We start from the raw sequence: 22,985 nt of genomic DNA, 5'->3' as shown, positions 1-22,985 counted from the left end.
TATTTTGCAGGCCTTATGCCTCGAAATCGGTAAAATCTACGTTTTCTACAATCCACTTTTTGCGAGGGTCTACTTTATCACCCATCAATGTGGTCACGCGGCGTTCAGCCTTGGCGGCATCTTCAATCTGAACCTTGAGCAAGGTACGGGTTTCCGGATTCATGGTCGTTTCCCACAGCTGTTCCGGGTTCATTTCACCCAATCCTTTGTAGCGCTGCAGCTCGACCTGTCTGCCCATGTCCTTCATCACCTGCTGAAGCTGCTCGTCACTCCAGGCATATCGAATGGCGTCCTGCCCTTTTCGGCTGCCTTTTTTGCTAACCTTGTAGAGCGGAGGCTGGGCAATAAAGACTTTGCCTTCATCAATCAGCGGTTTCATATAGCGATAGAAGAACGTAAGCAGCAGCACCTGAATATGTGCCCCGTCCGTATCGGCATCGGTCATAATAATGATCTTGCTGTAGTGACTTTCCTCTACTTCGAATTCCGGTCCTACACCAGCTCCGATTGCGGCGATAATCGCTTTGTACTCATCGTTTTTCAATATATCCGGCAGCTTGGCCTTCTCCGGATTCATGGGCTTTCCTTTCAGCGGCAAGATCGCCTGAAATTTGGATTCACGTCCCTGCTTGGCAGAGCCACCGGCCGAATCTCCCTCGACGATAAACAGTTCGTTGCGGGTATAGTCCTTGGACTGGGCGGGTGTCAGCTTTCCATTCAGACTGAGGCTCTGTGCCTTGCCTTTCTTGCCTGTACGGACATCTTCTCTCGCTTTGCGTGCTGCTTCACGCGCTTTGGAGGCCTGGACGGATTTCTTGACCAGCATTTGCGCGATCTGCGGGTTTTCCTCCAGGAACATAGCCATTTTCTCTGACACAATGGCATCCACAACGCTTCGTGCAGCACTACTCCCAAGTTGATCCTTGGTCTGACCGACAAATTCGACCTCACCCATCTTGATATTGATGACGCCCATCATGCCTTCCCGAAGATCGCCGCCTTCGAGGTTCTTGTCTTTTTCCTTGAGCAGACCGTTCTTGCGGGCATATTCATTCATCACACGTGTATACGCCGTTTTGTAGCCGGTCTCGTGTGTGCCGCCCCCGCGAGTCGGGATCGAGTTGACGAAGGAAGCGAGCGTTTCCGTATACCCGTCGTTATACTGGAGGGCTACCTCGACTTCAATCTCGTCCTTCTCCCCTTCGAAGTGGATCGGGGGATGCAGCACATTTTTGCCTTCGTTCAGGAAGGTGACAAATTCCTTGGCTCCACCCTCATAAGCAAATGTATCCGTTTTGTCCTGACGCTTGTCCTGAATCGAAATTTGCAAACCCGAATTGAGGAAGGCAATTTCCTGCAGCCGCTCGGCTAGCGTGTCATAATTCAGAGAAGCATTTGCCGAGAAGACAGTCGGATCGGGTTTAAAGGTGACCCTGGTTCCCGTCTTGCGGGTATTTCCCAGTACCAACAATTGCGTGACGGGCTCGCCAACATGTTCCTTGCCCTGCTCGTCCACCCAGAATTCAAACCGCTGCTGATGTACCTTGCCATCGCGGTAAATTTCCACTTCCAGCCACTCCGACAGGGCATTGGTTACAGAGGCCCCTACCCCGTGCAGACCACCGGATTTTTTGTAGCCCGCGCCTCCGAATTTACCCCCGGCATGCAGGATAGTAAATACGACCTGGGGCGTAGGAATGCCCATTTTATGCATGGAGGTCGGGATGCCCCGTCCGTTGTCCTCTACTGTGACCGAACCGTCTTTATGTAAAATCACCTGGATATGACTACAATATTTGGCTAAATGCTCATCGACCGCATTGTCTACAATTTCCCACACCAAATGGTGAAGACCAGAGGTACTCGTACTCCCGATATACATGCCCGGTCTTTTGCGGACAGCTGTCAATCCCTCCAGTACCTGAATATCATCCGCATCATAAGTCGAGGCGCTTTGACTGGTTTCCGGATTGTTTGGAAGCCATTCTAGCTGCTGTGACATAAAGCTCCCCCTTTGTATCTCTCTAAGTTCCTGCTGATGAACCCATCTCCTGCCTGTGTGCTCCATAACAGACTGAAATCTTCAACCCAGTTGCCCTCAGCGAGGCGCACTGTGACAAGTCGAAATCTTTTACAGCCTAACGCACTCTCAGAAGGAAAATGGATTCATGCAGCATTATATCATTCTTGAATCAGTTTAAAATGTCCTTCTTTGTAAAGAAAAGATATGAAATCAGGATGGACACGGCGGCTGTCATCGTCAGAATGGACAGGGAGAAACCCAAATCCATGCCAGCAATCGGCGGCTTTTGGCCGGTCAGATAGATCACGGTCTCCAGGTTGACCATGAAGAAATACTTCGCACTTTCCCAAGAAGATGCCATGTTGGTCAGGATGGTGCCTGCAATGAGTGTCGCCAGCATGATGCCCATCCCTGCTGCGGTGCTTCGGATGAGAATGGAAACCATCACAGCTAGTATCCCGACCACCAGACTGGAATACCAGGCGAGTCCCATCTCCATCAGGATGAATTGCCACTGATCCACCAGTTGAACCATGCTGGTATCGACCGTATCCCCGACCACCTGGAAACCGGTCAGGACGGGCATATTCCAGCCACTAAATCCGAAGACGGCCCCTGCAATCACATAGGACAGCGTCACCAGCGCAATCACGCTCAAAGATACATACAGCATGAGGGCCAGCAGCTTGCTTGTCAAGACCTTCCACCTTCGAACAGGTCGGGTGAGCAGCAGTTTGATCGTTCCCTGGGCATGCTCGGAAGAGATCAGATCCGAGGCGATAACCAGGATCATCAGGGGCAGAAACAGCCCGACAGAGTTCTTCAGGAACTCCCTGGTGAAGGTGACGCCGTTCGGTGATTCCGGATTCACATCACTGTCGATATGATATTGCATGATCTGTATCTGAACCTTCAGATATTCCTTCCATTCCGGCAGCATGCGCGGACTGTTGATGCGATCAGTGTAATCATTGACCTTCTCCTGAAGCTGAATCTTCCAGTCATCTGATCCGATCTGGTCCTGCAAATTGGTCGCAACCTTGAATTGCGCGTAAGTAAATATCGGGATAAGAACGAGCAGAATAGCCAGGATGACAAAGAATCGCTTCTTCTTCCAAATTTTCAGCACTTCATTGCGAACTAATGGTATGAGACTAACCAATCTTATCACCTTCTGTCAAACGAAGGAACAGTTGTTCCAGCGTCGGCTTTTTTGTTTCTATCGCAAATACGTCAACTCCAGCTTCCTGCAAACGTCGATTCATAGCGGGTACATCCTCGGCACGCATCCGTGTATGAATGGTCTGACCGGATGCGTCCGCTTCGTCCAGATCCTCTGCACTTAGCATCTCGATATGTTCGGTGCCCTCCAGCAGCTCCCATCCCCGTTCAAACGGCTCCAGCTTCCAGTCTACTCGTGAGGTTGATTCCTCTAGCAATTGTTCAACTTGTCCGACTGCAATGACTTCTCCCGCCCGGATAATCGCCACGCGATCACACATCATCTGAATTTCGCTCAATAAGTGGCTGGAGACGAAGATACTAAGTCCCGTGGCCGCCAGTCCACGAATAAATTCACGCATTTCCTTGATCCCCTGCGGGTCCAGTCCGTTTGTCGGTTCATCCAGAATGAGCAACTTCGGCTCATTCAGCAGCGCCTGGGCGATGCCCAGTCTCTGTCTCATCCCGAGCGAGTAAGTCTTTACCTTGTCGTGAATCCGCAGATCCAGTCCTACAATATCCACGACTTCCTGAATGCGCTGTTCAGACACACCCGGAATCATATTGGCGAAATGCTCGAGATTTTCCCAGCCCGTCAGGTACATATACAGCTCGGGATTCTCTACGATGCTCCCGATCTGCATCATCGCGTGATCATGCTGCTTGTGGACGTCCTTGCCTGCGACCAGCACCTTGCCTTCGGTCGGCTTGATGAGATCCACGAGCATACGGATCGTCGTCGTCTTGCCCGCTCCGTTCGGACCCAGAAAACCAAATACTTCCCCGCCATATACTTCAAAATCAAGACCTTTTATGATCCATTTGTCTCCGATTTTTTTCTTTAAATTTCGTACGGTCAATACGGCCGTCTGATCTTTTTCAGTCACATCTGTTCCCTCCTTCGGTTGGCTACTCCAGATACTGCAGGATGCGTTCTGCGATTCGTTCATATCCCGTCTCGTTCGGATGATAGTGATCCGAGGAGAAGAAACGATCCTGGTCACGTAAAAACAAGTCTACCGTGGAGATGAGTGTAATATGCTCATAAGGATTGGTAAGCTGACTGACCTTGAAGTTCCACTGCTGGACCCGCTGCATCATTTCACCTTCCTGGTCAATACTGAGAAAAGGGTTATAAAGACCGGTATAGATGACTTCCGCATCCGGATTGTGAGCTTGAAGTGTTTCGAAAATGGCAGAGATATTCGCCAGAGCCGATTCCTCCCTCGCATCATACAAGGCCGGATCTACTTCTTCGGATATCGTAAATAAGTCGTTGCCGCCAATGGTCATCAGAATGAGGTCGGCTTTCTTAATCGCTTCAATGACGCCAGTGCGATTTTGGACGGATTCCAGCAGTTGGCCTGTGGTATAGCCATCAATCGCGAATTTGTATATTTCCAGATTGTCGTATTGCTCGTCCTCTTTCTCGGCAAGACCCTGCTTGACCATTCCCGCATAGCCGTCATTTCCGGTTGCATCCCCGGTTCCCTTCGTCAGAGAGTCTCCCAGCGTGACGATGGTGTACTGGTCATCGGGGTTTTTCTCTCCATCCTCTTCGGTTGGACTATCGAGGACGAGGCCTTCCCCATCCGGCATGACAATCGTTTTGACAGCATAGCCGAAGCCTGCCACGAGCAAAAGGGTGAGCAGGACCGACACGATACTGAGCACCTTCCACAACCGATTGTTTCGATTCATGTGTATTCCTCCTTTTTCATCCAGCAGCTCGCATATCCCGTATAAAGGAGCGGTCAACGTCTGTGGCATGCGCTTGCAGGTTTTATAACTAGAGTAGCGATTGTCCGTCTGAATTGCAACTCCTGACGGCGACGGTCAGATTCGAAAGCGACCGGAAAGGTTAACGTCTGGTATAGACTTTTTTTGGATGATTCAAAAAAGAGTGAGAAAGGATGAACAACATGCCTATGTTTCGCTGGCTCAATATTGTGTTTTTCATTGGTGTCCTCTTCATTAACTGGGCCGCCAATGCGCTTCCCCTCTTTGGACGTACGACCGGGGAGGTATCAGCCAAATACCCGGTCGCCATTACTCCCGCTTCCTATGCTTTCAGCATCTGGGGACTGATTTATCTGCTGCTTGCCGGGTATGTGCTGTTGCAGGCATTGCCAAAATGGCGGGACAAACCGGAAATTTTGGCGATCGGACCCTGGTTTGTCATTAGCTGCAGTCTGAATATCCTGTGGATGCTCCTCTGGCATTCCCTTCAGCTCACCGCTTCCGTCTGTGTCATGATTGCGCTATTGATTTCCCTGATCGTCATATACTTGAAAACACGGCCTGCGGTCCAAACGGGCACCCTGATCCGACTTCTTGTGGCGCTGCCATTCAGCATTTATCTGGGATGGATTTCGGTGGCAACTGTCCTGAACGTCACAATTGGACTGAGTGAATCAGGCTGGAATGGCTTTGGACTTTCTGACACGGTGTGGGCCATCTTGCTGCTGATTGTCACCGCGATCCTGGCCTTCGTCATCAGTCGGTCATATCGCGATCCTTTTTACGGGGCGGTGATCGTCTGGGCACTGGTGGCCATCGGTGTAAAGCAGCTTGATCCGGAGCCCGTCATTGCCTATGCCGCATGGTTGCTTGCGCTGCTGGTTCTGGTCTATCTGCTCATGCTCGTCAGTCGAAACTTGCAAAAGGAAGCCTCGTAGCCTGTAGACGCCTCAAAGCCGAGAAGGCAATAAAAGCAAGATGCAAACTACGCATTCACGTCACGAAAGGAAGCCGTCCTCTCATGCAGAGAACGGCTTCCTTTTTCTATCGTTTGTCAGTCGACAGACTTTGACTGATCTCGCGCAGCAAGTGGCCAGATTCCGCAGAATGGATGGCGGTCAAACGTCCGTTCAAATGGTGTTCCCAATGTTCCATATACTGATCCAGCCATGTAGTAAGTGTGGATTGGTACTGGCCATCAAGTGACGGGATAACCTGCTGTTCATAGTCTTTCAGCCATGTCTGTATGGCTTCTTCGACCTTGGGTGCGAGTTCTTGCTTCAACGTTTCCTTTCCGCTGCCTTCGAAGAAATGCTTCGGATTTTTGTACTGCCGCTGCAATTCCTTCACCTGAATGACATCGTCCGACAACTTCACCGAATTGGACAGCCCTTCCCAATTCAAGGAGAGCTCCAAAACGGGAGCGGATACGGAAAGCTTTTGCGCTTCGGTATGAACGTGTGTCTGGACTTCACGCAGCGCTTCGTTCAGCTTTACTTCCATCCGCAATTCGAAGGTTTGCATTTCGCGTTGCAAGTACGTATTCAGCTCACGCAGCAAATCCTTCCAGCACATCCACAAGGAGGATTTCAGATCGACCGTTTGCTGATGCAAAATCGAAGGGTGAAAGGCTTCATGGAAGTGGTCGTGATAGCGAAAGACCGCTCGCTGCCTGACATAATAGAGCAATTCCTGAACCTCATCACGGATTTCCTCCTGTCGGTGTCGCCCCTCTTCCTCTCTCGCTCTGTACGTCTGCATCCATTGCTGCATGCTCTCGCGGTTGCTTGCAATGCCGGCGATGCGCTCTTCCTTGCTACCGGTCTGTTCCTCAATGTAGGAGGCAATCGTCGCATTCAGACGATGAAGCTGATCGCGGGTGGATTGACGCATAATTTCCGGCAGCTCATGCAGCACGAACGGATGAAAGTCCGCTTCGAAATCAGGCAATCCACTCTGTTTCATTTTCTCTTCGTCGCCCTCCTGCCAAGCTTCGATCGCATGACGACTGGATAGGGCGAATAATTTGGGTTCTTGAATCTCACACTGCTGGAGCTGCTTATACACGTACGTCTTTACTTCATCCAGTTCTTCTGAACTCTGGGCCAGATCAGCCGCATTGATCACAAAAAACAGATGTTTCAGCTCAGAAAGATGTGAAACCTGAGACATTTGTCTCAGAAAGTCGCGGTCCGCCTGGGAAAAGGCATGATGGTAGTACGTAACAAACAGCACGGCATCGGCACTTTTCATATACTGAAAGGCGACGCCTGTGTGCCTGGCATGAATCGAGTCAGCACCTGGCGTATCAACCAGTACAATGCCCGATTCGGTTAAGGGACAATCGACATACAGATCGATCTCGTTCACGAAGCATGAATACGTCTCTTCCGCTGCATATTGCACATACTGGTCATAGGTGACCTTTCGCATTTGACCCAGGAAGGCAGACTGTGTGTCCCACCCGCTCCGTACGGCCTGCAGAAAGCTCAAGTGCATCTTGGCCTTCGCAGGGAGCTGATGGCGGGAACGTTCAGCTATGGCCTCGAATGCCCGTTCCAGGCTATTCTCTTTGATACCCAGGATATCCAGCGAATCGAACATCTCCTGCTCCAGCTGCTCCCGTGATTTCATATGAATGCAAGCATCCAGTGACGCCATTTGACCTGTTGTCTGCTGAATACGAATGACGGAAGCAGTCGTTGGAGAAGGGGATACGGGCAGCACTCGATCGCCTAGCAAGGCATTCGCGAAGGAAGACTTCCCCGCGCTGAAAGCACCAAAAAGGGCGACGGTAAACGATTGATGGGTGAGTCGCTCTGCCCGTTCATGCAGCTGTTTCATCCATCCCTCGAAGCCTTGTACAGCTTCGAGCTTTCCGGCAATGGCTGCGATCTCCGTTCCCATTTTTCTGAGCGAAGCCATCGTCGCCCCATCCTTACTTAATTTCGTTCTCGTTTCCGTTCCGGTTCCATTCATGCGTTTCCGCGAGGAGCCAGGATGAGGAAGTCGGGCAGCAGCAGGCGACGAATCAGGTGCCACGGCATGATCCAGCGCCATATCGTGATCAACGGGCGCATCTATTTGTGTCAATTGTTGCAGCGTATCATTTTCCTGAAAGACCGTGAACGGGTCCATCCAGGCTCTCCGCTGATCCTCCAGACGGACTAATTCTTCATCCAGACGGTCCTCCCATCTCAGGATCTCCTGAAGCTGGTGAAGCCGCTCTTCGATTCGCGATTGCGCCTGTGCAGCCTGTTCCCCGATCTCTTCTGACAACGCTTCCAGCAAGGGCAACAGCGTACGTCGATATAACCCCTTGATCTGCTCTGACGCAAGGGAAGCGAAGGTAAGGGTATAGGCACTGGAAGCAATGGCCCCCGGTTGCAAGATGGAGAACCAAAGGTCGGACGTGATGTCTATTTCCCAGTCACGAGATGAGCCTGTCTCCTGTTCGATGCCTCGCCACAGCTCCCGCACATGTTTGTCTATATGAATGCGCACCTGCTCCTGCATATCCTCTGTCAGCTGCGTCAGTCTGACTTCCTGTTCCTTTTCGGTCTTGGATTTCCCAAACAGCCAGCCGGCACGAAAGCCATCTGCCCGACTTTCAATAAATGCGTGCATCAGCTCTCTTGTAGCAGCCGGAATGATGTTGGCGTTCTCCAGTATGGCGTTCAGCTCTTTCTTGTTGCGCACAAACCACGCATGCTGGGCACCTTGCCATTTGTTTTGTTCCACAAGCAGTTGCTGTCGTTCTTCTCTGGCCTGTTCCACTGCCAGCTCATCATAGTCTGGGTCTTGTTGCCGGGTGAAGAGACGAGTCAGTACCTGCTTCTTCTCTTCGCTATATTGTTCGATCATACCGGCTACAGAACCGGCCAGCAAACTGACCCGCATGGCATCCCGCTCACTTGCCAATTGTCCGAGTGCCTCAATCAGTTCATTTCGCTGATTCCGTATCGCATTAGACTGCTTGCTCACATAATAAATCGCCGCTGCCTGTGTGTCCCATTCCTGCAAAGACGAGCGGACAGATTGATCAAATCGGGAAAACGGGAGTTCCCTGTCGTCATGCTTGTCAATTTGGTTGACGACAAACAGGCACGGCTTGCTCCAGCTCTCCAGCTGCTTCAGAAACTGAAAGTTGGTCTCAGACTGCACATGATTGTAGTCACACACGAACAGAACGAGGTCTGCCAGATGGATCGCTTCATAGGTCGCCGCATAGTGGGCCGGGTCCGTAGAATCGACTCCCGGGGTATCCAGAAAGCTGAGTCCCTTCTTCAACAGCGGAGAAGGCACCTCAATATCTACCCGTTCGATGGCGGCCCCGTCCCGGCAAGCCTCAGCCAGGTCCTGGATGGCAGCGTGTGCTGTGCTTCCGTCTCTGCGGTGCAGGGTGACGGAGCTGGATGTTTGGCCGTACTGGACCCTGACCAGATTCGCGCTCGTCGGAATCGGACTGGACGGCAGCAAATTTTCGCCAACCAGACCATTGATCAGAGTGGACTTCCCCGCAGAAAAATGACCACACAATGCGATGTTCAAGGGCTGCTGGTCATCTGCAAAACGGTCCTGAAGCTGTCCGAGCCGCTGAATTACAGAGCTCAGTCGCTCGCGTTCTCCTTCTTCCACTTCATGGGGAATGGTGGTCATATCGGTTTGCATATCAGATTGAAGCTGTACATAGGTATCTTTCAGATCTTGAATGGCATGTTTGGCCATTAAAGTTGCATCGGTCATGTCGTCTCTTCTCCCTGTTTCTGTATACAAAAAAGAAAACCGGATGACGAAGCGGCATCTTTCACAGCTTCGCATTCCGGTTTTTAGTGTACCACATTTGCCTCTGCATCAGGGAGCAAGATTTCAAATACTTGTCCGTGCTGCAAGATGGTGACGTTTTTGTCTTTCCACTTCATGACGACGACCTCAGGCCGATGCTTCATGCGATCGATATAATTTTCCGGTACGTGGCCGGACTCACTTACCGTGATTCCTTCAATTTCCTTTTCTTCATCTTCTGCGAAGGAATGCTCCATGATGGCATCCAAGATGTCTGAGAAGGCAGTAAAATCATTCGTGTAAACCGAAATACATTTCATTTAAGACGATCCTTTCCATATGTAATAAGGTTAAGCTTCTATTGAAGCCATTTAACAATGGTCATGTTCAACCTGTCCTTGCTGTTCATTAGCCTACACCGTTTCCAGCTTCTTCATGCGTTTTTTTCCTTCACGACAAAATTCCAGCACCGGACATGCCGGACAAGCAGGGTTTTGAGCCTTGCAATGATAGCGGCCGAAAAAAATGAGGCGATGATGCGTCTGTGTCCATTCTTCTCTGGGCACCTTCTTCATCAGCTTCTTCTCTACCTCGAGCACACTGTCCTTCCAGTTGGCCAGTCCCAAACGCTTGGATACCCGCTCGACATGGGTGTCTACGGCAATAGCCGGCTCCCCGAAGGCATTGGAGACGACCACGTTGGCAGTCTTTCGGCCCACGCCAGGCAGCTGCACAAGCTGTTCATGCTCGCGCGGAACTTGTCCATCGTACTGTTCCAGCAGCATTCGGCTCAAGGCTTGAATGTTCTTGGCCTTGCTGCGAAAGAGACCGATGCTCCGAATATCCTGTTCCAGCTCTTCCAGCGGCACCGAAACGTAATCTTCCGGTGTGCGGTATTTTTGGAACAAGCTGCGCGTCACCTGATTGACCTTTTGGTCTGTGCATTGCGCAGACAGAGCGACAGCAATCGTGAGTTCAAATGGATTGGCGTGAATCAGCTCACAATGAGCATCGGGAAACATCTCTGCAATGCGATGCAAAATCTCTCCAATTTGTGTACGATTCAACATCGTGCTCACCTCCCGAGCCTGGTTCACTGAATTCACCGACCTCACTGAATTCACCGACTTTCAGTTTAACGGTCTCCCGCAAGAAAATCAATCATAAAAACAAACAAATACAAAAAAAGCCGCCTCTTCCGAAAAAGGAAGAGACGGTACGCCCGAATTTCGACAATTTTATGATATTTTCACTTCAATCAGTTCACCCTGATAGAAATACAGCGTGACTTTGTCATTCTCTTTCAGAGCCGTCACCTGAGTTAATTGACCATCTTTTGTGAAGACCACGTCATCATTCAGCTTAAATATATAGTCTTGATCTGAGACGCTCTTTTTCTTCACGTGCAGTTCATTGGTTGTACCGCCAATGTACTTCCAGAACGTTCTGGTTTCCGACTCCAGCTTCATAATATGTGCAACCGTGAAGCTGTCTTTCACCACTTCAACCCGGTCGCCGGAAGCGAGAGAGGCACCAGAAGGGACTGTCAGGGTGACACTGGTGCCGCTGTAGGTCATCAGCTGGATCTTGCTGTTGACCGTATCGACACTTGTAATGTAGCCCAGGTATCCATCTGCGCGGCGCAGTTCTTTAAGCGTGGACCCCTGATAGAACGCGATCAAGCGATCGTCCTTCTTCAGTTCACCCAGTGTAATGGTCTGACCGGAAGCGTTCGTGATCTTGATGTTGCTCGCGATATATTTGGTTGTGTTTGTGCCTTTCTCGTCTTTCCACTCCAGTCTGGAGCTTGAAGGGGTGACACCGGTGAGCGTATATACTTTCTTCGCTGACATTTCCACCCGAGTGGCAAATTGCTGATTGCTGTCCAGAATAACCGTGACCTCATCTCCGATTTTCACGTTGTTGATGGTCGCGCTACTGGAGCCAATCAGATCCACCACGAGGTAGCTGCTCCACTTAAATGTATGCAGATGCCCGTCTTTGCCGAGAACCTGAATCTCTTTTCTGGAGGTATCCACCTTCTGTACCGTTCCCGCATAGCTGTTGGTAATATTGATTTCCATCAGCTGATTGCCGGAATAGATGATATCTATTTTTTTGTTCTCTACGAGATAGTTGCCGGCATTGCTTCGTTGAATCGGAACCCCGTATGCGGTAATGTCTGTCTCCGGCCCGACCACGAAAAGGGTGTCGCTGCTGTCCAGCAACAGCTTGCCATTCTCTTCATTGTAATAGAGCACCTTCTGCTGGATCTTGCTCTCTACACTGCGATTCAGAATTTGAATGGCGACGATATCCTCTTTCTCGTTGATGGTCACCTGCACACGATCCTGGGAAATCAGGTCATTCAGTTCAGCCTTGTCCTTGCCTTCCAGCTGCACCTTGATATTTTTGTCTGTATAATAAGCAACCGGCTTGTTATTCTCCGAACGCAAGCTGACAAAATAAGCGCCCAGTTTGGCATCATATTCTGAGCCGATATAGGTCCCTTCAAAGGTTTCCAGCAAGGGAACAACCGGATCAATCAGTTTGACAGCGGTCACGACGCTGTTTACGATGACGTACTCAACCAGGTCCCCGGATTGAAGCTGTGCGGCTTCAATTGTCTTTTCACCGTAGGTGTAGCGTATTTCTTCCGACAGGTCGAAGGACTCTGTTTCATTGCTTTCCAGATTGCGCGCATTTAACTGGTCGTTCTCCAAGGACTCAAAGGTTCCTTTGGCCGTTTTGTTCACAGGCACTTCCAGCACGTCGATGGAAACGACCTTGTTGCCTTCCTCATACGGATTCTGGCTGACGCGAAGCTTGCTGCTAGGCACCAGATTGGACAGGTTCAGGCCATTTTCCTCGGTATCGATAACCGTAGTGGCTGCCGACAGCTTGAAGACACGATATTGACCGTCTACGAGCAAAGTAAGATTCATCTCATCTGTGTTCAGCTGTACAAATTTGCCTTCGGTAGTGTTCAGCTGGGCTTCTTCCAGATGCTCTACGTAGTACACTTCATCATGACGAATAATCACATACACTTTGTCATATAGACCAATCTGATCGGCAGAAATTTGTTCTTTGTTCTGATCAACATCAAAGAATTTCACTTCATCATGCAGGTTATAGGATTTCACCTCTCCACCATCCATCTGAAGCTGGATCTTCTGACCCGACAGAGAGACGACCCGTCCTTCTCTAACATCTTCAAGCGACTGCTCCAGAAGAGGCTCCAACTGGTTGAACAAGGTGGCCATCTCTGCCCGCGTCACATTCATTTGGGGGGCGATCTGTCCATCTTTCCCGTTCAGGAGTCCTAGCTCTACCGCACGCTTGACATAAGGTAGCGCCCATGCAGATACTTCATCCGCATCCCCGAATCGTTCATTCAAATTCACTTGTGCAATGGGTTCTTCCTGGGTCAAGGCACGTACAAGCACGCGCGCCACCCATTCACGGCTGGCTCCCTTGGTTCCCCATTCCTCACCATCTTCTAGCAGACTCTGTTCCTCTCCGACTTGAATGAGCCCTTTCTTCAAGGCCAGATAGACTTCTTCCCTCGCATAGTCCTTCACGAATAACGGAATGGAATACGCGATTCCCTCCACTTCAGCTTCCGCGTCAATCCCCATCATCTTGATTGCCATCAGCAGTACATCCTGCTGGGAAACCTCCTGATTTGGCTTGAAGCTTCCATCCTGATATCCATTTATGACTTGGAGCAAGGCCAGTTTGCTGACAAATTTGTTCGCCCAATGCGCCTCACTCATATCTGTAAAGCTGGTTTTCACCTCTGCTTCTGCGGCCTTCGCGCTCTGCGGCGGAAAGGCACTGAAGACCATCGTGAGACACAAGCTTGCTGCTATCCCTAAAGAGAGTTGCTTCTTCCATTTTTTCCCCATTGTTTCTCCTCCATCTGTTTTCGTTCGCTGTCTAATCTTCCATTTTGCGTGGTTCTATTTGATATTTAAATAGGCTTTGACGCCATCTGTGATGGCTTTCGCTACCTTGTTCTGATACTCCTCTGACCACATCAACGCATGATCCTTTGCATTGGACATATAGCCCAGTTCCAGCAGCACACCTGGCATTTTCGCTGTCTTGATTACTCTCCAGTCGTTTCTGCGCAGGTTGCGGTCAGGCAGTCCGGATGCCTTTACGATGTTATTGTGCAGCAAGGTTGCAAAAGCAAAGCTTTCACGGTGCCAGTAATAGGTTTCGATACCGCTGATTTTGGAATCACTGAAATTGTTGCCGTGAATAGAGATGAACAGGTCGGCCCCGACCTTATTGGCCATTTCTCCTCTGGCTGTCAATTCCATGAACGTATCGTCTTTTCGGGTCATGACGACTTCCAACTGGTCTTCCTTCTCCATAAGTGCTGCGATCTTCTTGGCTACCGACAGGTTGAAATCCTTCTCATATCGACCATCCAGACCGACGGCACCGGAATCCTTACCACCGTGCCCCGCATCGAGGACGATCTTGTAGCGCTTCTCTGAGAAAGATATCTCCGTTCGTTTGCCCGCCTCCACAGACTGGATCTGGTAACTCGCCGGCTTCTTCATGTCAAAGACGACTCTGACGATATCGGCATCATTTTGAGCAAACCGGATTTTCTGAATATATGTATGATCCAGAATCAGTTCACCGCCGCCTTTTCCACTGTTCAGATCACCCGTCAGCCGGGCATCTTCAAAATCCAGGACGATCCGGTTCGGATCTTGCAGTTCGGAATGCGAAACAATGGTAGATTTGCTCGTCTGTATCGAGATCTTGGCGCCGGATATCTGAATTTGACTGACTTCCACTGTGCCCGTGATCAGATCATCTGGCACAAGCACACCCGGATCGCCAACCGGATCAGGGTCGAATATCGGCGAGGACGCTTGACCATCAGACAGGTAGACATATACAGATTTCGACAACCGGTCCCATAACACCTTCATCGGAAAGTTGTCGGACAGTTGTTTCAGCGGCACATAGACGGTTCCATCGGCTTCAAAAGGCAGTCCCTCAAAGGTACCCGTAACGGCATCTGCCTGATCCACCACCTGCATCTGGACGAATGATTTTGCATGACTGACTTTCATTTTTCTGTTGTTCTTCTCCCACTCTACTTTGTACCCGAGCTGTTTGGATACGTCCTCCTTGCTCAAGTAGGGAATCTTCTGAATGATTTTGGGAGACTTGTCCACTTTCACCTTCTGACCGTTGACATAGAGCGAGTAGGATGTCTGACCCGCTGAGACGATGACAGGTACAGTGAGCAGCATAATCAGTGCGGTTAGCAGGACAATTGTTTTCTTCATTATCCACCTCTTTTAGCAAATTCAATGTATGTAAGACTGCTGTTCCACTCACCTTGCACGGCATGGGCGTGTAAGGTTAATCACTCTAGCAGAGTCATCATATTAGACGAGAATAGAATCGGAAAGTTGCGAGAAAAGTGACAAGAATAGATAGAAAAAGCTCACACACAACAACGGTTCAGGTTGTTATGTGGAGCTTTGGAGTTTTGAGCAAGAATAGACTTATGCGCGTGCTTCTTCATACGATTTGATCTTGTCCTCATGCTGCAGAGTCAAGCCGATATCATCGAGACCTTGCAACAGGAACTGGCGACGATGCTCATCCAGGTCAAAATCGAAATGGAGGCCGTGCTCGTCCTTGATTGTTTTTTGCTCCAAATCTACTTGAAGCTGATATCCTGCATGCTGCTCGGTACGCTGGAACAGCTCTTCCACCTGTTCTTCGGACAGCTTGATTGGCAGGATGCCGTTCTTGAAGCAGTTATTATAGAAAATATCTGCAAAAGAAGGAGCGATCACCACTTTAAATCCGTAGTCCAAAATAGCCCATGGCGCATGCTCCCGCGAGGAGCCGCAACCAAAATTGGCACGGGAGATCAAGACCGATGCTCCCTTGTATTGATCCTGGTTCAATGAAAATCCAGGGATTTCTTTACCTTCCGGAGTAAATCTCCACTCAAAAAACAGGAATTGTCCAAATCCTGTACGTTCGATCCGCTTCAGAAATTGCTTCGGAATAATCGCATCTGTATCTACGTTCACACGATCTACAGGCGCAACTAATCCATTCAGTTTAGTAAATGCTTCCATGGCTAGTACCCCTTTCTATCGATTCAGCCTATTAAGCCTTCAGTTCCCAATCTCTCACGTCTGTAAAGCGACCTTTAATTGCAGCCGCTGCGGCCATCGCAGGTGATACCAGATGTGTTCTGCCATCACGGCCCTGTCTACCCTCAAAGTTCCGGTTAGAGGTAGAAGCACAGCGCTCTCCCGGCAGAAGATAGTCTGGATTCATCGCCAGACACATGGAGCAACCGGCATCTCTCCATTCGAAGCCCGCTTCTGTGAAGATTTTGTCCAGTCCTTCTTTCTCTGCCTGAAGCTTGACACGGCCAGAACCTGGCACGACCATGGCTTTCACATTTTCACTGACTTTGTAGCCCTTGGCGATCTGGGCTGCAGCGCGAAGATCCTCGATCCGTCCATTGGTACAAGACCCGATAAACACCACATCGACCGGAATGTCGGTCATTGGGGTTCCTGGCGTCAAGCCCATGTACTCAATCGCTTTCTCAGCTGCCTTGCGCTGGTTGTCCGTCGGGAATTCGCTTGGGGTTGGCACCACATTGCTGATGTCCGTTCCCATGCCCGGACTCGTTCCCCACGTCACTTGTGGAATGAGCGTGGATGCATCCAGCTCAACGACGGTGTCATACTCGGCACCTTCATCGGTAACAAGCTGCTTCCAGTTCGCTACTGCTTGCTCATACGCTTCGCCCTGCGGCGCGTACTCTCTGCCGCGCAAGTATTCAAAGGTTACCTCGTCCGGAGCAATCAGCCCGGCACGAGCACCTGCTTCAATCGACATGTTACAAACTGTCATGCGCTCTTCCATAGACAATTGGCGAATCGCCTTGCCGGTATATTCGATGACATATCCGGTTGCAAAATCCGTCCCGTATTTCGCGATAACACCGAGGATGATATCCTTCGCGGTAATGCCCGGGTTCATTTCGCCAGTAATGCGCACTTCCATCGTTTTGGACTTGGATTGCTGCAAGCACTGGGTTGCAAGAACGTGTTCCACTTCGCTCGTTCCGATCCCGAATGCGAGCGCACCAAAAGCGCCGTGTGTAGAAGTATGGCTGTCACCACAGACGATCGTTTTACCCGGATGTGTCAAGCCCAGCTCCGGTCCCATCACGTGCACGACCCCTTGATCGATGCTGTTCAGGTCAAACAGCTTGACACCGAACTCTTCACAGTTTGTCGTGAGTGTGTCGATCTGCTGTTTGGAGATCGGATCGGTAATGTTGAAACGATCCTTGGTTGGTACGTTGTGATCCATCGTTGCAAAGGTCAGGTCAGGTCGACGAACCTGACGTCCTGCCAAGCGCAGTCCTTCAAATGCCTGCGGGGACGTCACTTCATGAATCAGGTGCAGATCAATATAAATGATGCTTGGTTTTCCCTGTTCTTCGACAATGACGTGCTGATCCCAAATTTTCTCATATAATGTCTTTTTCGTTGCCATTTCGTTCACCTCAAATACGATTCTATCATGTTCTTGGCCTTATCGTAACATTTCTTTATTCATTGATCCAAGATATAATATCTATAAGGTTGATAGATTTCAATTATAACAATAGCCGTCAAATGGATGAAATGACGAGATTATACCCATCATGCTAAGGAAAAGGAGTGTGTGCCATGGAATTGCGTCAGCTTCGATATGTGATTCAGATTGCGACGGACAAGAATTTCTCAAGAGCAGCCGAAAAACTGCACATCGCCCAGCCCTCACTCAGTCAGCAGTTGTCCAAGCTGGAGAAAGAACTGGGTGTCTTGCTCTTCAAGCGCAGTACGAATGCGGTAGAGCTCACGCATGCCGGAGAAGTATTTGTAGAGAAAGCCCAGAAAATGCTCGATCTCAGCGATCAGCTTCGCAAGGAAATGGAAGATATGTCGCAGATGAAGCGCGGAAAACTGGTGATCGGCAGTCTGCCCATCACGGGATCGCACATTTTGCCGTTGGTTCTGCCCGCTTTCAAGCAGAAATATCCGGATATTGAAGTGGTCTTGCTCGAAGAAACATCGGCCAATCTGGAACAATTGGCCAGTCAGGGGAAAACGGATCTTACCTTGCTCACCTTGCCGATCCAGGAGCCGTCCCTTGCCAGTGAACCCCTGATTGAAGAAGAAATCTGGCTGGCCCTCCCGGCCTCCCATCCGCTGCTGGATGCATATGAGCAGACAAAAACGCCTGTTTCCTTCGCGTCCTTGCGTCAGGAACCATTCATTGCCCTCAAAAAAGGACAGGGCTTCAGGCAAATTACACTCGATCTATGTGCGGAGTATGGTTTCGTCCCGGACATCGTGTTCGAGAGCAGCAATATTGAGACCGTCCAGTCGCTCGTCGCTGCAGGGATGGGCATCGCCTTCGTACCAGAAATGATCGCACGTACCCGCCGCAGCCATCTCGTTCCCCACTATGTGCCAATAGAAAAACGCCCTTCCCGAACCGTCGTGGTCGCTTATCGGAAAGGACGTTATATCTCACGTGCAGCAGATGCGTTCAAGCAGACATTGATGGAAGTCATGTCGGAGCACTTTAACCACACGTCGTCATTTTGAGCGACGGTCTGCCTTAAGAGCGAAGGCCTGCCTTCATTAATCTACGCAATTTATAGTGTAATGATTTTATTCAGCACTAGGTTGACTGGGTTGGCAATGGTATCTCCAACCGGACAAGTCTGCTCAATAAATGCAACAAACTCTTCGACTTTCTCCCGGGAGGCATCGCTCTTGATATGCAGGTTATAGCGAATTTCAGAGTAACCCCGGCGTACGTCCGACTTGTTCATGAAGCCATCTGTATCCAGATCCCCTTCCAGCTCGACGGAGAAATGTTCGAGATTAATGTTGAATTTTTTGGCGTAGGCTCTCGCTACGATGGATTGACAGGCGCCAAGCGCACACAGCAGCACCTCAACCGGATTCATGGCGGTGTCCGTCCCTCCAAGTGACTTGGGCTCATCAATCGTAATTTCAAAATTTCTGGATGAGGCCTTGACGACCATGCCTTCTTGCAATTCAGCGGTAGCTTTGAAGATCTCTTTTGGCATATTCCATACTCCTCTCAAGTTATGTAATCATGTAGTTAATAGCAATATATCATACTTTTCCGATAAATCAACATGGAATTAAAAATATTATGTGAAAAAACAGGTTCCCTATGCATAAGCCAGCGTACAGCTGCTGGTATGCGGTGGAAACCTGTTGCTTAGTGAATAACCTTTCAATCATTTGCTTATTCGTACAGCTTCGGTCTGCGATCCTCGAAGATCGGAATTGTCTTGCGTACCTTGTCCACGTTGGACAGGTCGATGGTGGCATGAATGATCTGCTCGCGCTCGTCGCCCTCCGCTACGATATCCCCCCAAGGATCGATCACCATGGAATGACCAAAAAAGCTCGTCTCTCCGCTCTGCCCGGTCCGGTTGCAGGCCACGACATACATTTGATTCTCAATCGCTCTGGCCAGCAGCAAGGTACGCCAATGCGCCAACCGTGGATTCGGCCACTCCGCAGGTACGAACAGAATCTGGGCGCCACCGAGTGCCAGTTTGCGTGACAATTCTGGGAAACGGATGTCATAGCAAATCATCATACCCGCGGAGATCCCTTCCACATCAAAGGAACCGACCCGCTGACCCTCTGCCAGATACTTCTCTTCATCCATTAGACGGAACAAGTGAATCTTGGAATAGGAGCTGACCTCACGGCCGTCCCGATCAAACACATACATCGTATTGTAGGCTTTTCCATCCTGCCATTCAGACACAGAGCCTGCAATGACATTGACCTGATGCTTGCGACAAAAGGCGGACATCATGTTCTTGGTCCGAATGCCGTTTTCATCTGCTAGGTCCTGCAATTCCGTCAGTGCATAACCTGTATTCCACATTTCCGGCAAAAGGATGACATCCGGCTTCGGGTCATGCTGAACCGCCTGCTCCATCCACTCCAGCACGCGATCTGCATTGACATCAGGTTCACCGATCTGGACATCGTATTGAATCAGTGCCACCTGAAAAGTTTTGTTGTTCTGTGCAACTTCTTCGGTCATACCTATATCTCCTTCCTCTGCAATCTGCCTATTCAAACTCATTACCCCGTTGTGCCGCTAGTGAATATCCTTTTTCTTGAAGCGACCGCCTTTCACATCGTGGATATTGCCTACTGCCAGGAATGCAGTTGGGTCCTTCTCATCCACGATCGATTTCAGCTTCGCTTCCTCCAACCTCGTAATGATCGTGAAGATGACTTTCTTGTCATCTCCCGAGAATCCGCCTTCTCCGCTCAAATAAGTCACGCCTCTGCCCAAGCGATCCATCAATGCGTCACCGATATCCTGGTGATGATCACTAATAATCCAGACAGCACGAGATTCGTCAAATCCTTCTAGTGTGAGATCAATCATTTTGTAGGCTATGTAGTAGGCCATAAGGGAATACATCGCTCTGTCCCAGCCAAATACAAAACCCGCACTCCCCAGGATAAACAGGTTGAAGAACATGACAATTTCACCGACGGAAAAGGGCGTCGATTTGTTAAAAAGAATGGCCACGATCTCTGTTCCGTCCAGTGATCCTCCGAAACGAATGACCATCCCGACCCCGATTCCCAGCACGATGCCTCCGAATACAGCTGCCAGCAACGGATCATTCGTCGCTTTCGGAATGGAATGAAACAGCGTCGTGCCGATCGACATACTCGTAACCCCCAGCAGCGTGGACAAGGCAAAAGTCTTACCGATCTGCTTATATCCGATAAACAGGAAGGGAAGATTGAGGACAAACAGGAAAATACCGAGTGGGAGATGACTGAGGTGGGATGAAATAATCGAAATCCCGACGACGCCACCATCAATAATCTGATTCGGGACGAAGAAGGCTTCCAGCGAAACCGCCACCATCATGGAACCCAATAAAATGAAGAACACCCTCCGAACAATTCCAAACACACTGATCTTGTGGTGCTCTAATTTAGCTGACGCATTCAAATAAATGCTCACTCCTTTATTCAATCTCATCTCTGTATGGTTTCTTCATTATGCCTTATTGCATAAAGTTTTGTAAATGCTTTGACAGGAAGGTCGCGAGTGGATTTGTCAATGAGAACCTATACAAACCAAAAGAAAACATGGTACATTATCGATGCTGCCAATTTAGACACGGAATGAGAGCGTGATACAATGACAGAACCCTTTGAAGCCGCAAAAAGACTGCAACAATTACCGACTCAGTTTTTTGCGACACTTGTACAAAAAGTTAATGAACAAATTCAGGCCGGACATGATGTCATCAATCTGGGTCAGGGAAATCCGGATCAACCTACTCCCCCTCATATTGTCCGGGAGCTGCAAGACGCAGCGACCAATCCAGCCTTTCACAAATATCCGCCATTCAGCGGCTACCCTTTTCTGAAGGAAGCGGCAGCCAAACGATATAAGGAAGACCACGGGGTGGAACTGGACCCGGAGACCGAAGTGGCCATTTTGTTTGGCGGCAAGACCGGACTTGTGGAAATCAGCCATTGCCTGTTGAATCCAGGGGATACTTGCCTGGTTCCAGATCCGGGTTATCCAGACTATTGGTCTGGCGTTGCCTTGTCCGAGGCGAGAATGGTCATGATGCCCCTGCTGGAGCAGCATGATTTCCTGCCAGACTATTCGGCGATCTCACCTGCTGATGCAGAGCAGGCCAAGCTGATGTTTATCAATTATCCGAACAACCCGACAGGCGCAACCGCCGACTTGTCATTTTATGAGGAGACGGTGAGGTGGGCGAAGCAAAACCATGTCCTGGTCGTCAGTGACTTTGCCTATGGTGCGATTGGATTTGATGGACAACGACCGGTCAGTTTCTTGCAGGCTGAAGGAGCCAAAGAAATCGGCATCGAGGTCTACACCCTGTCCAAAACCTACAATATGGCAGGCTGGAGAGTCGGCTTTGCAGTGGGTCATCCCGAGATCATCAGCCTGATCAACCGTATTCAAGATCATTATTATGTAAGCCTATTTGGCGGTATTCAAAAAGCGGCGGCGACAGCCCTCACCGCTTCCCAGCAATGCGTGGAAGAACTTGTGCAGCGATATGAAAGCCGCAGAAATACGCTGTTCAAGGAACTGGATCGCATTGGCTGGATCAACCGCAAGCCGGCTGGCTCCTTCTTCTGCTGGCTCAAGGTCCCTTCTGGCTATACCTCCCTCTCCTTTGCAGAGCTATTGCTCCAGGAGGCCAAGGTGGCCGTTGCACCGGGTATCGGATTCGGACAATCTGGCGAAGGCTATGTGCGTGTCGGTCTTCTGACCAGTGAGGAACGCATTTGTGAAGCCGTCGCACGAATAGAAAAGCTTGGCCTGTTCAAGACAACCTGATTAAATCCAAACAGCCTTTCGTCGGAAATTTATTTCGACGAAAGGCTGTTTTTTATCTCAAAATCACATTTTGCAGTTGATTTATTCAAATTTGAGTATTAAAATTTGAATATAAGATTTAAAGTAAAATAAGAAATTGAAAGAGAGGTGGAGATCCCACATTGAATATTCCCCATTTTGTCATTCTTGGTTCACTAGATCAGATGGGTCAAGGGAGTGGCTATGACATTATGCAATGGCTGGAGAGGAAAAAGGTCAATATGTGGATCGGGGTAAAGACAGGATCAGTCTACCACGCGATCAAACAACTTGAGCAAAAAGAGTTCATCCGGGCCGTCAAGACAACTCGGGAGGGCTTTTATCCAGCCAAAACGATTTTGGAGACGACCGAATCAGGGAAGCAATACTTTGATCTTCTTCAGGAGGAAGCTTTTGCGGGGATCTATCCCAACTTTTACGGCTTCAAACTGGCTCTCAAATTCAACTCCCGACGGACAAATGAAGACATTCAGCAGTTTGCAAAGACCGCCATCTCAAAAATTGATCGCATCACGGATCAAATGAATCACCATCTGGCTCAATTTGAGGATCACAGCGAAGATTACCAATATGATGCGATATTTATTCAACATGAAAAATTGTTGTTTGAAGCGGAAAAGACGTGGATTTCTCAAATCATAAAACGGCTGGATCAAGTTCAATCATTTCATAACCGGAAAGGGGAAGCATAAAT

Annotated in this window: 18 protein-coding genes; 4 read left to right on the top strand and 14 right to left on the bottom strand. The window is 49.6% G+C overall.

Annotated elements, in window-relative coordinates; translation table 11 throughout:
- Window positions 1-13 precede the first annotated feature (13 nt).
- The 4 genes from parE to ACFSUC_RS15530 form a co-directional block, all read right to left on the bottom strand.
- Window positions 14-2,002, bottom strand: coding sequence for a DNA topoisomerase IV subunit B (parE, locus tag ACFSUC_RS15545; RefSeq protein WP_379930541.1), 1,989 nt, complete (start codon window positions 2,000-2,002; stop codon window positions 14-16).
- Window positions 2,003-2,192: 190 nt separating this feature from the next.
- The gene (locus ACFSUC_RS15540; protein WP_379930539.1) at window positions 2,193-3,185 is read right to left on the bottom strand and encodes an ABC transporter permease; all 993 of its coding nucleotides are present in this window, start codon (window positions 3,183-3,185) and stop codon (window positions 2,193-2,195) included.
- Window positions 3,178-4,131, bottom strand: a complete 954-nt coding sequence (locus tag ACFSUC_RS15535; protein ID WP_379930538.1) for an ABC transporter ATP-binding protein — start codon at window positions 4,129-4,131, stop codon at window positions 3,178-3,180. The genes ACFSUC_RS15540 and ACFSUC_RS15535 overlap by 8 nt, the downstream gene beginning before the upstream one ends.
- Before the next feature lie 22 nt (window positions 4,132-4,153).
- Entirely contained in the window at window positions 4,154-4,843 is a 690-nt protein-coding gene (locus ACFSUC_RS15530) for a GDSL-type esterase/lipase family protein (protein ID WP_379930980.1), read from the bottom strand.
- 323 nt (window positions 4,844-5,166) lie between these two features.
- Between ACFSUC_RS15530 and ACFSUC_RS15525 the strand changes: the two genes are divergently transcribed.
- Window positions 5,167-5,922, top strand: a complete 756-nt coding sequence (locus ACFSUC_RS15525; protein ID WP_379930537.1) for a TspO/MBR family protein — start codon at window positions 5,167-5,169, stop codon at window positions 5,920-5,922.
- Window positions 5,923-6,028: 106 nt separating this feature from the next.
- On the opposite strand, the gene ACFSUC_RS15520 is transcribed toward ACFSUC_RS15525, so the two are convergent.
- From ACFSUC_RS15520 to leuC, 7 genes are all read right to left on the bottom strand, one after another.
- A complete protein-coding gene (locus tag ACFSUC_RS15520) occupies window positions 6,029-9,730 on the bottom strand; it encodes a dynamin family protein (protein ID WP_379930536.1) in 3,702 nt (1,233 codons plus the stop codon).
- A gap of 83 nt (window positions 9,731-9,813) precedes the next feature.
- Window positions 9,814-10,089, bottom strand: a complete 276-nt coding sequence (locus ACFSUC_RS15515; RefSeq protein ID WP_379930535.1) for an NAD/NADP transhydrogenase alpha subunit — start codon at window positions 10,087-10,089, stop codon at window positions 9,814-9,816.
- A gap of 93 nt (window positions 10,090-10,182) precedes the next feature.
- On the bottom strand, window positions 10,183-10,839 hold the full coding sequence (gene nth, locus ACFSUC_RS15510; protein ID WP_379930534.1) for an endonuclease III: 657 nt from the start codon (window positions 10,837-10,839) through the stop codon (window positions 10,183-10,185).
- 168 nt (window positions 10,840-11,007) lie between these two features.
- Entirely contained in the window at window positions 11,008-13,680 is a 2,673-nt protein-coding gene (locus ACFSUC_RS15505) for an S-layer homology domain-containing protein (protein ID WP_379930533.1), read from the bottom strand.
- Between the two features lie 54 nt (window positions 13,681-13,734).
- A complete protein-coding gene (locus ACFSUC_RS15500; protein ID WP_379930532.1) occupies window positions 13,735-15,090 on the bottom strand; it encodes an N-acetylmuramoyl-L-alanine amidase in 1,356 nt (451 codons plus the stop codon).
- 222 nt (window positions 15,091-15,312) lie between these two features.
- On the bottom strand, window positions 15,313-15,900 hold the full coding sequence (leuD, locus tag ACFSUC_RS15495) for a 3-isopropylmalate dehydratase small subunit (protein WP_379930531.1): 588 nt from the start codon (window positions 15,898-15,900) through the stop codon (window positions 15,313-15,315).
- A 31-nt stretch (window positions 15,901-15,931) separates the two neighbouring features.
- Window positions 15,932-17,344 carry a 3-isopropylmalate dehydratase large subunit gene (leuC, locus tag ACFSUC_RS15490; RefSeq protein WP_379930530.1) on the bottom strand — a complete coding sequence of 471 codons (1,413 nt, stop codon included), beginning with the start codon at window positions 17,342-17,344 and terminating at the stop codon, window positions 15,932-15,934.
- 176 nt (window positions 17,345-17,520) lie between these two features.
- Between leuC and ACFSUC_RS15485 the strand changes: the two genes are divergently transcribed.
- Entirely contained in the window at window positions 17,521-18,444 is a 924-nt protein-coding gene (locus ACFSUC_RS15485; RefSeq protein WP_379930529.1) for a LysR family transcriptional regulator, read from the top strand.
- Window positions 18,445-18,494: 50 nt separating this feature from the next.
- Here the strand turns inward: ACFSUC_RS15485 and ACFSUC_RS15480 are convergent, their stop codons facing one another.
- From ACFSUC_RS15480 to ACFSUC_RS15470, 3 genes are all read right to left on the bottom strand, one after another.
- Window positions 18,495-18,935: an OsmC family protein gene (locus ACFSUC_RS15480; protein WP_379930528.1), complete on the bottom strand. Its 441-nt coding sequence runs from the start codon at window positions 18,933-18,935 to the stop codon at window positions 18,495-18,497.
- Between the two features lie 185 nt (window positions 18,936-19,120).
- The gene (locus ACFSUC_RS15475) at window positions 19,121-19,939 is read right to left on the bottom strand and encodes a carbon-nitrogen family hydrolase (protein ID WP_379930527.1); all 819 of its coding nucleotides are present in this window, start codon (window positions 19,937-19,939) and stop codon (window positions 19,121-19,123) included.
- Between the two features lie 57 nt (window positions 19,940-19,996).
- On the bottom strand, window positions 19,997-20,875 hold the full coding sequence (locus ACFSUC_RS15470; protein WP_379930526.1) for a YitT family protein: 879 nt from the start codon (window positions 20,873-20,875) through the stop codon (window positions 19,997-19,999).
- 192 nt (window positions 20,876-21,067) lie between these two features.
- Here ACFSUC_RS15470 and ACFSUC_RS15465 point away from each other — a divergent pair, with 192 nt between their 5' ends.
- Window positions 21,068-22,252, top strand: a complete 1,185-nt coding sequence (locus ACFSUC_RS15465) for a pyridoxal phosphate-dependent aminotransferase (protein ID WP_379930525.1) — start codon at window positions 21,068-21,070, stop codon at window positions 22,250-22,252.
- A 161-nt stretch (window positions 22,253-22,413) separates the two neighbouring features.
- Window positions 22,414-22,983: a PadR family transcriptional regulator gene (locus ACFSUC_RS15460; protein ID WP_379930524.1), complete on the top strand. Its 570-nt coding sequence runs from the start codon at window positions 22,414-22,416 to the stop codon at window positions 22,981-22,983.
- Window positions 22,984-22,985 lie beyond the last annotated feature (2 nt).

Origin of the sequence: Marinicrinis sediminis (assembly GCF_042685085.1) — a bacterium.
Taxonomy (GTDB): domain Bacteria; phylum Bacillota; class Bacilli; order Paenibacillales; family KCTC-33676; genus Marinicrinis; species Marinicrinis sediminis.
Note: the sequence above shows the minus strand (reverse complement) of the source record. Positions and strands in the feature narration are given on the sequence as shown.